8 protein-coding genes and 1 pseudogene are annotated in these 8,759 nt (G+C 67.9%); 6 read left to right on the top strand and 3 right to left on the bottom strand.

Annotation, left to right across the window (positions count from 1 at the left end):
• Nucleotides 1-31 precede the first annotated feature (31 nt).
• Nucleotides 32-538, bottom strand: a complete 507-nt coding sequence (locus ACWEEU_RS15920; RefSeq protein ID WP_451732689.1) for a Mu transposase domain-containing protein — start codon at nucleotides 536-538, stop codon at nucleotides 32-34.
• Between the two features lie 180 nt (nucleotides 539-718).
• On the bottom strand, nucleotides 719-1,876 hold the full coding sequence (locus tag ACWEEU_RS15925; RefSeq protein WP_451732692.1) for a nuclear transport factor 2 family protein: 1,158 nt from the start codon (nucleotides 1,874-1,876) through the stop codon (nucleotides 719-721).
• Nucleotides 1,877-1,971: 95 nt separating this feature from the next.
• Between ACWEEU_RS15925 and ACWEEU_RS15930 the strand changes: the two genes are divergently transcribed.
• Nucleotides 1,972-2,961: a LysR family transcriptional regulator gene (locus ACWEEU_RS15930; protein WP_451732695.1), complete on the top strand. Its 990-nt coding sequence runs from the start codon at nucleotides 1,972-1,974 to the stop codon at nucleotides 2,959-2,961.
• Between the two features lie 328 nt (nucleotides 2,962-3,289).
• Nucleotides 3,290-4,096 carry an aminotransferase class IV family protein gene (locus ACWEEU_RS15935; RefSeq protein ID WP_451732698.1) on the top strand — a complete coding sequence of 269 codons (807 nt, stop codon included), beginning with the start codon at nucleotides 3,290-3,292 and terminating at the stop codon, nucleotides 4,094-4,096.
• Nucleotides 4,097-4,595: 499 nt separating this feature from the next.
• Here ACWEEU_RS15935 and ACWEEU_RS15940 read toward each other — a convergent pair whose 3' ends face one another.
• Nucleotides 4,596-5,309 carry an alpha/beta fold hydrolase gene (locus tag ACWEEU_RS15940; protein ID WP_451732701.1) on the bottom strand — a complete coding sequence of 238 codons (714 nt, stop codon included), beginning with the start codon at nucleotides 5,307-5,309 and terminating at the stop codon, nucleotides 4,596-4,598.
• A gap of 59 nt (nucleotides 5,310-5,368) precedes the next feature.
• Here ACWEEU_RS15940 and ACWEEU_RS15945 point away from each other — a divergent pair.
• The 4 genes and pseudogenes from ACWEEU_RS15945 to ACWEEU_RS15960 all read left to right on the top strand — a co-directional run.
• Nucleotides 5,369-5,509, top strand: a pseudogene (locus ACWEEU_RS15945) (IS5 family transposase); the annotation flags it as partial.
• An 82-nt stretch (nucleotides 5,510-5,591) separates the two neighbouring features.
• Entirely contained in the window at nucleotides 5,592-5,999 is a 408-nt protein-coding gene (locus ACWEEU_RS15950) for an effector-associated constant component EACC1 (RefSeq protein ID WP_385744557.1), read from the top strand.
• Nucleotides 5,992-7,557: a caspase family protein gene (locus ACWEEU_RS15955; RefSeq protein WP_451732704.1), complete on the top strand. Its 1,566-nt coding sequence runs from the start codon at nucleotides 5,992-5,994 to the stop codon at nucleotides 7,555-7,557. The genes ACWEEU_RS15950 and ACWEEU_RS15955 overlap by 8 nt, the downstream gene beginning before the upstream one ends.
• Before the next feature lie 615 nt (nucleotides 7,558-8,172).
• Nucleotides 8,173-8,529, top strand: a complete 357-nt coding sequence (locus ACWEEU_RS15960; RefSeq protein WP_385744553.1) for a hypothetical protein — start codon at nucleotides 8,173-8,175, stop codon at nucleotides 8,527-8,529.
• Nucleotides 8,530-8,759: the final 230 nt, after the last annotated feature.

The raw sequence follows: 8,759 nt of genomic DNA on the forward strand, positions 1-8,759 counted from the left end.
CTCATGGCGCGGTGTAGCAGTAGGACCTCGATCAGCGCCCGCGCGCCGGCCGGGTCGCCATGGGCTTTGCGAGCGGCGGCTCACCAAGCATCGTGGACCGGGGTGAACTTCCCTGCGACGCGGGCCTGTTCCAGCGCGGCCGCGCCCGGCAGCGCACCGGGTTCGCGCACCGGCGCCGCCAGGTAGTGGTCTGGCTCCCGCAGGACACCGCCGCGGGTGGCAGCCGTTCGTGCCAGGCGACCTCGGCGCGGCCGTCGTAGACCACCAGCTCGGAAGCGTGCAAGAACACCCTCGCCTTCCGGCCTGTCAAATGGACCTGCACCGAGTAATGGCTCTGCCGCACGGTGATCTGCCCGTATCGGTCCACCGTCGGGCTGAAGAGCCGGCCGGCTTCGAAGGCGTCTCGGGTAACGGCCGCAACAGGGGCTGTCCAGAGGCGAAGTACTCGCCCACCGTGCGGGGCCGGGCACCGATCCGGCGTCCGTCGGTGCCGATGCGCCGCGGTGCCGCAGGAGCCCACGCCCGGGCCAAGGCACATGGAGCCGTCCTGCGGTCCGTACTCGTCGTTCCCCGCGGCCGGGCCGAGTTCATCGATTCACGGGCGGGGGCAGTCACGTTGGCGAACCGAGGGACCGGCCGGGGCAACACCGACCTCACCGGCCGGAACACCCGATCCCGAAGTGATCCTGAAACAGGCGGTGGATCGGTTCCCGCTCTCTCATGAGTGCCGGTGATAAGCCTTGTTGGCGATGCGCCAACTGTCGTCGACGCGGACCAGCAGGAAGATGTCGGTGAAGGTGTCCGCGCCGTGCCGGAGCGTCATGGTCGCGGTCGCGATGGTGCCGTGGACGTCGACGCTGTCGATCCGGCGAGAGCGGCTCGGTTCGTCCGGGGCCGAGTGGCCGTGAAAGAGAGCGCAGTATTCATCCAGAGACCACGAGACGAAAGCGCCGTCCCGAATTCCCTCGATGTGGGAGGTGGGCAGGAAAGCGTCGCGGAAGTGGGTGGGCTCGCCGGTGGCATGTCCGCGAATGTAGGCGCGGAGCGGTTCGAGAACCGCCTCCCCCACAGCGGGGACCGTGGCGGCAAGGGCGATGTCGGCCTCGGGGGCGGCACAGGCGTCGGTTGGACCGACGGCGCTGCGCAGAGGCGTGTTGGACGCGTCGGCCAGCAGAGCCATGTCCTTGACCAGCGCACCCATCGTGAAGTCGGCGGTACCGGCGGGCGGTTCACCGTCAAGAAAGGGCCGTTTGCGGGCCACGAGCCCACCCAGCTGGCCAAGTTCGAGGACGTCCAGCGCCTCGGCGCGCGGCAGACCGAGTGCGTCGGCCTGCCGCAGTGAGTCCCGCAGCGCGAGGACGGCCCCGGCGAGGCTGCTGTTGGCGATCAGCTTGAGCGCGGCGGCGGTGGAGGCGTTGTCGACGCGCCGGACGGTGCCGAGCGTTTCCAGAACCGGTCGGGCCCGATCGAGCGTGTCCTGGTCGGCGGCGGCGAGAATCTGGAGGGTGCCCGCGGCGGCAGCCGGCACGGAGCCGAGCACGGGCGCGTGGACATAGGACGGCCCGAGCTGCCGGGCCAGAATCGACGCCTCGGCAGGAGCGATGGTGCTGGTGTTCAACACCATCGTGTCGGGTCGCAGCGAGGCACGGACAACGTCGAGGACCTGCCGGCAGGCCGGGCCGTCGAACAACGCCAGGAGCACGAGATCCGCCCGTGCCACTGCCTCATGCGGATCGCCGACCGTCTTGAAGACGTCTGGTGTGCGCCCTGAGCGTGTCCAGCCCACGACGTCCCAGTTCTGGGCAGTGAGTCGAGTCGCGATCGCGGCACCCATGCGCCCCAGGCCGAGGACGGCGATCGTGTGCGGTGTGGTCATGCACGCCACAGTGGCGGATCAGGAAGACTGCGACAAGCGCATATCGCGCAGGCCAGTCATGCCGGGAACGCATGACAGCTGCGCATACTGATGCCATGGAACTAACGGTGTGGCGGACCTTCGTGACCGTGTGCCGACTCGGGTCACTGTCGGCGGCGGCCATCGAGCTCAATCACACGCAGTCGGCCGTCTCCCGGCAGATCGCCGGGCTGGAGCGGCAACTCGGCGTTCCTCTGGTGGAACGCCATGCGCGCGGTGTGCGCCCGACCCCTGCCGGCGAGGTCTTCCGGCACCACGCCGTGGCCACCCTCAACGAGGCGGACCGCGCTGTTCGAGCCGTACGAGACGTGCGTGACGGGACGTCGAATCGGCCGCTGGCTGTCGGCGCGACACCGTCTCTGGCCGCGGGGATCGTTCCCCAGGCCATCAGGGGACTGCTCGAACGAGCCGGATCCATCCGGTGGAGCCTGCTACCCGGCCTGAGCGCGCAACTGCACAAGCGCGTGGTCGCCGGCGACCTCGACGTCGCCGTCGTCACCGATGCACCGCCAGGGCTGCCCCATGACCCCGCCGTCGAACGACGGTTCCTCGGGCTGGACGACATGGTCGTCGCACTGCCCGTCGGCCATCCGCGCGCCACGCGCGGCCCGGTGCACATCCAGACACTGGCCGACCAGACCTGGGTCGAGGACAACGACGGTTCGGCGGCGCTTCTGCGCCAACACGCCGCCCGCGCCGGGGTAAGCGCCCGCATCGACCTCACCGCAGCCGACCTGGCCGGCAAAATGGCCCTGGTCGCAACGGGCCACGCGATCGCGCTGATACCCGGCGTGCTGACGGGCGCGCTCCGGACCGGCGTCACCACCACGCCTCTCGTCGATCCTCCGACCCGCGGCATCTACGCGATCACACCACGCCGTGACCCCCACCCCTCCGCAGCGCCCCTGCTCGACGAGCTCGCCGCAGCCTTCGCCTCCGTCCGTCCCACCCACGCCCCTCGTCAGCCGGCCGAGAAGGACGCCCACGCCGCCGCGCCGACAGTTGGCGACAGCGTCACGGAGACGCCCCGAGTACGGGCCAGCTGATGTCGCGGCGATGCCGGAGAACTCGTTGCGGATCGACGGCAGTCGCGGCGTACGGCAGCGGAGTCGATCGCGGGGCCGGCGGCTTGCTCGGTCAACTCTCGCCGGCGGGCTGATCACTGCGCCGCTCCCTCATGGAGTCAGTCGGCTCAAGCGGTTCCGCGCCATCGCGAGACGGTTCGACGAACTCGCCGCCCGATACCGGGGCGGACCGCACCAAGAGCCTGTTGCGAAATCGATCTAGTGTGCGTGACGTCTTCGCGGTGCCTAGGGTGGGCGAGAGACGGCCGTAGGGCCGGGTACGGGTGAGGGAGGGGTCGACATCGACCGGGTGGAAGTCAACGGTGCCGAAGCGGACAGCGAGGACCTGAAGGTGCTCGCGCGGGCCAACTACTCGCACTTCTCCTCGTTGCAGGTGCGGGATCGAGCGGTCCGAGGACTGGACCTGCACCTGAAGAGGCTGGACGACAGTACGCGGGAACTGTTCGGAGCGGGGCTGGACGACGATCGGGTGCGGTCCTGTGTGCGGCACGCGCTCCTTGCTTCCCCGGACGCGGTGACGGTTCGCGTGACCGTCTTCAGTCGCCGTCAGGATGCCGTGCTGCGCGGCGAGGAGGTGGAGCCGGACGTGGCTGTGACGACGAGCGCTCCCCTCGCGGCGCGGACCTCGCCTGTGCGGCTGCGGACAGTGGAGTACGAGCGGGATCTGCCCCACGTCAAGCACGCCGGGACGTTCGGACTGAGCCTTCGCCGGCGCCAGGCGGTGCTCGCCGGGTACGACGACGTCCTGTTCACCGATCGCACCAGCCGGATCAGCGAGGCCTCGATCTCGAACATCGGTTTCTTCGACGGCGAGAGAGTCATCTGGCCCCAGGCCGCCGTACTGCCGGGAATCATGATGCAGCTTCTGCAGCGAGGACTGGAGGCCAAGGGCGTCCCGTCCGAGCGGCGTGAGATCCACCTCCGAGACCTCGAAGCCTGGGCGTCCGGCTCTCCGACCCTCGCGGCCTTCCTCTCGAACTCCATCTCGCCGGCCGTCCCGGTCGCGAGCATCGATGAGGCGGCGTTGACCGTCGATCCCGACGTGACAGACCTGCTCGTGAACTGCTACGAGACCAACCCCTGGCAAACCGTGTAAGTGTTGCCGCACCCTGCTGGTCACAGCCCCTTGTCGAGGACTGCGACCAGCACGGTCGCTTCGTAGCGGACTGGGAGCCTGCCGCACCTCTTGGCCACGGACCGTGCCGCTTGAGGCGGTTGATCCCGCACTCGGCGGCATGACGTTCGCGGTCATCGGTCCCGTCGAACTTCGGCGGCCGACCGCCTTGGGAGCCCAGCCTCTGACGGTTGCGGACGCGGTCTGCCGGGACCAGGATGCTCGCCTTGAACCCGCGTCTGCGCCGGTAGGCCCGGTTGCGGCGGGAGTCGTACACCTTGTCGGCGCGCACGCGGTCCGGCCTGCCGCGGGGCCGGCCAGGACCGATGCGGGGCACTCTGATCGCCTTCAGGACCGGCTCGAACTGCGGTGCGTCGTGGAGCGCGCTCTCGACGGGCGACTGTCCTCATAGCGTCCATCGGCGACTGGCTGTGATCGGTACAAGCGCGCCCGAAACCAGCCCGCAGGCATGGAGGTGCTCTCACTCCACGGCAGCACTGAGGAGAATCTGCGCCAGCTCGCGCGGCTGGGAGAACATCGGCCAATGGCCGGTGTCCATCTTGACCAGCCGCCAGCACTTGCTGTTCAGCAGCTCAGCCACGTCTTCGTCGGGCTCGGCGTCGTCGGGCCCGGTCCCCGGCATCACGCACCGGATGTAGGTCACCGGCAGTTCCCCGAGCGGCCCCGCCAGCACAGCGGGCTCCGTCAGCGTGGCACCTGGGTGAGGCGTCGAGCCACGCACGAGGCGTGCGATCTGCTCATCGGTGAGACCTTCGCCGTCGTAATGAGCGGCTGGCGCGAGCGGCCAAAAACCTCCGTTCTCGGCGATCGATGCCTCCACTGCCGCGCCGCCGTCCGGCCACGCGGAGACAAACGACTTGCCGTCAGTTGGCACACTCGAGTCGACGAATACCACGCGGGCTAGTCGGTCGCCTATCCGCTCCGCGGCCTGACCTACCGGGATTCCCGCGTAGCTGTGACCCACCAGGACTACGTCACGCAGACCCTGGCGTTCCACCTCGGCGACGATGTCCTGGACGTGCGTCGCCTGCCCCGCCGGTACACCCCGCTTGTCGGCAAGACCGGACAGCGTCAACGGATGGACGCCGTGGCCGGCAGCACGCAGATGCGGCACCACCTCGCCCCACGCCCACGCCCCGAGCCGTGCACCCGCAACCAGCACGAAATTCACCATGCCCGCACCGTAGCCGGGCAGCCTGACGATCTCCCGGAGAGAACTTTCGATACACGCCCTGGGAGACCCTTCCGGCCCGCTCCGAAGCCATGATCCCCCCAGCGATCGCCGATCTGATGGCTGGTCGGCTCACCGGCGAGGCTGCCACCATCTCCTGGCGTGATCCGGCATCACCTAACGAAATCCGCATCGCAGGATAAAACAATGGGAGAATATGACCTCTGAGCAACCCCCTTGTGGCACTCTGTCCGCACTTTGACTGGCCACACCCAGGGGGGCGGAATGAATCGAGCACGAGAATCGGTAGAGATCGGCCTTGTCTTCAGCGATCCGGACGGCGCGGAGACGACCGAACGCGAGATGGAGTCGCTGGTCGAGGAACTCGACCAGCTCCCCCTGCTCCACAGGGAACATACGCCCGCCCCGCCCGCACCCCACGGCACCCGGGCCGGTGACGCCACCGTCTACAGTTCCCTGGTCCTGGGTCTGGCCGGAGCACCCGCCGTCCGGTCACTGATCCTGCTGGTCCAGGACTGGCTGGCCCGCCGCACCTCGGGCACGGTCACCCTCCGGATCGACGACAGCGAACTGGTCCTGGAAGCCGGATCGCCCGCCGAGCGCCGTCGGATCGTCGAAGCCTTTCTGACACACCTCTCCTCCACCGGCCGCGAAGAGGACTCCGATGGCTAAGCGGGCCCTGGTGCTCGCCACCGAGACATACGACGACTCCCGGTTCGCCTCCCTGCCCGGTGCGGCCTCCGACGCCCGGCAACTGCGCGATGTCCTGGGCGACGAGGAGGTTGGCGGGTTCGAGGTGGACGTACTGGTCGACGAATCGACGCGGAACTGGAAGAAGGCGATCGAGCGGTTCTTCGGGTCGGCCACCAGCGACGACACTCTGTTGTTGCACCTGTCCTGCCACGGCCGCAAGGACCGCCGCAACCGGCTGCACTTCATCACCCGGGACAGCGAGTTCGACGCGCTGGCCGCGACCTCGGTCGACGCGGAGTTCATCGCCAACCGCATGGAAGAGAGCCGCAGCCGACGCACCATCCTGCTGCTCGACTGCTGCTACAGCGGGGCCTTCAACAGGGGGATGCGTACCCGCGGTGACCAGGGGGAGGTCGAACTCAAGGAGACCTTCGAGGGCAGCGGCCGGATCGTCATCACCTCCTCCACCGCCCTCCAGTACAGCTACGAGAGCGCACCCGAGAACTACCTCGCCAGTAGAGAAGAAGGCAAGGCATCGGTGTTCACCTCCGCCGTCGTGCACGGTCTGCGGACCGGGGAGGCCGACATCAACGCGGACGGCTTCATCAGCGCCGACGAGCTGTACCAATTCATCAGCCACTGGGTACCCGAACAGGTGCCGGACCAGACTCCGACCCTGAGCGTCACCTCGGCCGAGGGGGCGAGCCTCGTGCTGGCCCGCAACCCGCGTGCCGTCGAGTTGGCCCACCGGGCCCTGCGCAACCCACTCGGCGGCGGCGCAGAACCCTTCCCCCTGCAGAAGTTGGCGCTTACCGAGGCCAGCCGCCTGGTGCAGCAGTCGGAGAAGAGATCAGCCGAGCTGGTCGGGCAGCTTGAGACGGCGAGAATGGAAGCGGCCCGCAACGCCGGTCCCCGGGCTCGGAACGCCCGGGCACTGGTGCGGATGCTGAGCCTGCTGTTCGGGCTTCTCGGAGGGGCGATCGGCATGTGGACGGCCTCGTTCTGGGTGGCCGGCTTCACCCTGCCCAACGGCGGTGGGAAGTTCCCGGCGCTGGCGATCTGCGTCGCGGTCCTCAACATGTCCTTCTTCGTCGTGGCCGTCGCGACGTCCAAGGCCATTGTTTTGGGGCACAGGGCCATGCGTGGGCTGATCGCGGAGGAGTTGGCCGGAGAGGACCGGACCAAGCGAAAGGTCCTCTGGGGACTCCTATTCGCCGTTGCCCTGGCACTTCCGTTCTTCGCCATCGCCGCCGAGCTGATCTGGCTGGCTCCCGCCACTCTCCGGCTCGGAGGATGGATCTCACATCTGGCGGGATTCCCCGTTGGCATCCCGTCCGGCTGGGGCAGCACGCTGATCGTGCTGTCCGAGACCGTCGGGGGGGCCGCCGCCATGGCCGTGGCCCGTGCGCGCACCCCCGATGAGGAGGTCATCGAGGAGACGGGCCCCGGCTACGTCAGAAGAGTCAGGTACAAGAAGTTCGGTCCGTTCCGCTGGACGGAGGAGCACAGGCAGGGAGGCGGCTTCGACTTCTTGTGACCTCGCACGTCGGTGGCTCGCACGGTGCGGTCGGCAGGGTGGGGGACCTGCCGACCGCACTGGACCGTGTTGTTCGTGTCGACATCTTCCGACTCCATGGGGCGCAGCGCCTGAGACGACGCCAAGTCCGTTTCTGCCGACGGCCTCTCCCCGGCTGAGTGAGGAAGCCTTGGCGGAAGAGCGTCCAGGACGGCTGCGGGTGATGTATAGAAGCCGGCTGGTCGACGACCACCAGGTTCCGTGCTTCGCCTGGAGCTTCGCGAAGAGCTCACGGGGGCTTGGGTTCGGAGTTGGGGCAGGCGCTCCGCCCCCCCGGCGAGCGCGGAGGTGTTTATCGTCATCGACTCACAACAATTTAGGCATCAATAACATATATCGCTCCTGCCCCGTGGACATGCCGCATTTCGCGCGCTAGCATCGAAATGCAGGCGCACAAAGCGAGGACCACCCGCACCCGGTGACGCTGATGCGGCAGGCTGAAATTCGCCGGTCCTTATCTCGCCAAGCGCATCGAAGCGCCAGTGCCGCGTCCTGCTTCAGAGCCGCATCGAATGTGACGTGATCCGGGACCATCTCTCCATGCGCGTGTCGCCTCCAAGGGAGAGGAGAGTTGTTATGCGCATCAACCGAGTCATCGCGGCCACAGTGAGCCCTCTTGTCGCAGCATCGGTGCTGGCGTTCACGCCGACGCTGATGTCGCAGGCATCAGCCGAGACCCCCCAGGCCGCGGCAGCATCTGCCGCCAAGCTGATGCCGAAGGGCGATGCACCGCCCAACCCCGCGAACGCAGGCAAGATCGCGGGCCGCCAGGCCGGGACGGCGGACGGCAACGACTGCACTTACAGCGAACCGAGCCGCAATCCGATCCCCCCAGCCAATTTCACGAAGAAGAAGGACATCGGGAAGTACTCGGCCGCCTACAACAAAGCGTACGATAAAGCTTTCGACGCTGCGTGCGACGAAGGCGACTAAAGGCTGTCCCGTAACCACGGCCCATCCCCGCGGGGCGGGGCACTCCGCGCTCCCGGGACTACCCGAAGATGAGCTCGACGTCCTTGTCCACACAGAACCGCAGGACAGTGATCAACTGCCTAACGTCTTCGATGTGCCGTCGGATGACAGGGTCGCTGTCGTCAGACTGCTGCTGGTCGAGGATCGCTTCCAGGCGGGGCAGCATGGCCGCGCATTGAGCTGGCGTCAGG

The sequence above is a fragment of the Streptomyces sp. NPDC005004 genome (assembly GCF_053600675.1).